Origin of the sequence: Paracidobacterium acidisoli, from assembly GCF_003428625.2 — a bacterium.
GTDB classification, from domain to species: Bacteria; Acidobacteriota; Terriglobia; order Terriglobales; family Acidobacteriaceae; genus Paracidobacterium; species Paracidobacterium acidisoli.
Genome location: NZ_QVQT02000015.1, coordinates 1 through 1084 on the forward strand (window position 1 = coordinate 1; position 1084 = coordinate 1084).

The window sequence follows — 1084 nt, forward strand, 5'->3', positions numbered from 1 at the left end:
ACCGTTCATATTTGACTTGGTATTTTTGGATGAAGTCCTGATCGAGCTCCCATCCGAGGCCTGGTCGGTCGGGCAGGGTGATGCATCCGTTGCGGGTCTCCGGACGGTTGGTGATCATGTGGTTCCAGATCGGGTCGCGGTCCTCATGCATCGTATCCGCAAACGTGCCGTGCGGAATCGACGCCAGCAGATGCCCGCCGATATGCGCCTCCTCGTGGTGGCACATCTTCACGTCGAAGCTCAGCGCCATCGCTGCCACTCGCCGCCACTCTGTCGGCCCGCCCGACCACGAGCCGTCGAAGTTGCAGAAGTCGATCGCTCCCTCCACCATCAGGTCACGGCATCCGCCCGCCGACAGCTCGCTCTGCCCCGCGCACACCCGCGCCCCCGACCGGTAGCGCACATCGCGCATCGCCCGCCGGTCGTTCTGCCACCGGCACGGCTCCTCGAAGTAGAACAGCCCGTAATCCTCCACCAGCCGCGCAAAGCGCACCGCCTCGTCCGGCGTGTAGCCCTGATTGGCGTCGGCGATCAGCACAAAGTCGTCGCCCGCCGCCTTCCGCGCCGCGATAAACCGCTGCGCGTCCTCTTCCGGACTCCGCCCGCCCACCTTGAACTTCATCCCCGCAATCTGCGCCTCGCGCGCCGCCGCCATCTCCGCCTCGATCGACAGATCGGTGTTGTAATATCCACCCGTCCAGATCACTTCAATCTGATTCCGGTAGCCGCCCCACAGCTTCCACAGCGGCTGGCCTACTGCCTTGCCCACCGCGTCCCAGATCGCCGTATCCACCGCCGCGCACGCCACCAGGCCGATGCGCCGGTCGCGCAGAATGTTCCACGTCGCCGGACGCGCCAGCTCCCAGCACCGCTCTACCGCGAAGGCATCCTGACCGATCAGACGCGGCGTGATCTCATCCACAATCACCCGCTCGATCTGGTCGTTGATGTGGTCTTCGTCCCCCACGAAGGCCTCACCCACCACCCCTTCTTCCGTATGCACACGCGTCAGAATCGTCGCCCGGTGCGTCATCTGATAGTAGCTGCCCCGATACACCTGACGAAGCGGAACCCGCAACATCAA

The 1084-nt window shown here is 64.5% G+C and carries 1 protein-coding gene; it reads right to left on the minus strand.

Features of this window, described 5'->3' with window-relative positions:
* Positions 1-1084, minus strand: a 1084-nt coding sequence (locus D0Y96_RS20305; protein WP_199480528.1) for a mandelate racemase/muconate lactonizing enzyme family protein, incomplete at both ends; no start/stop codon positions are given.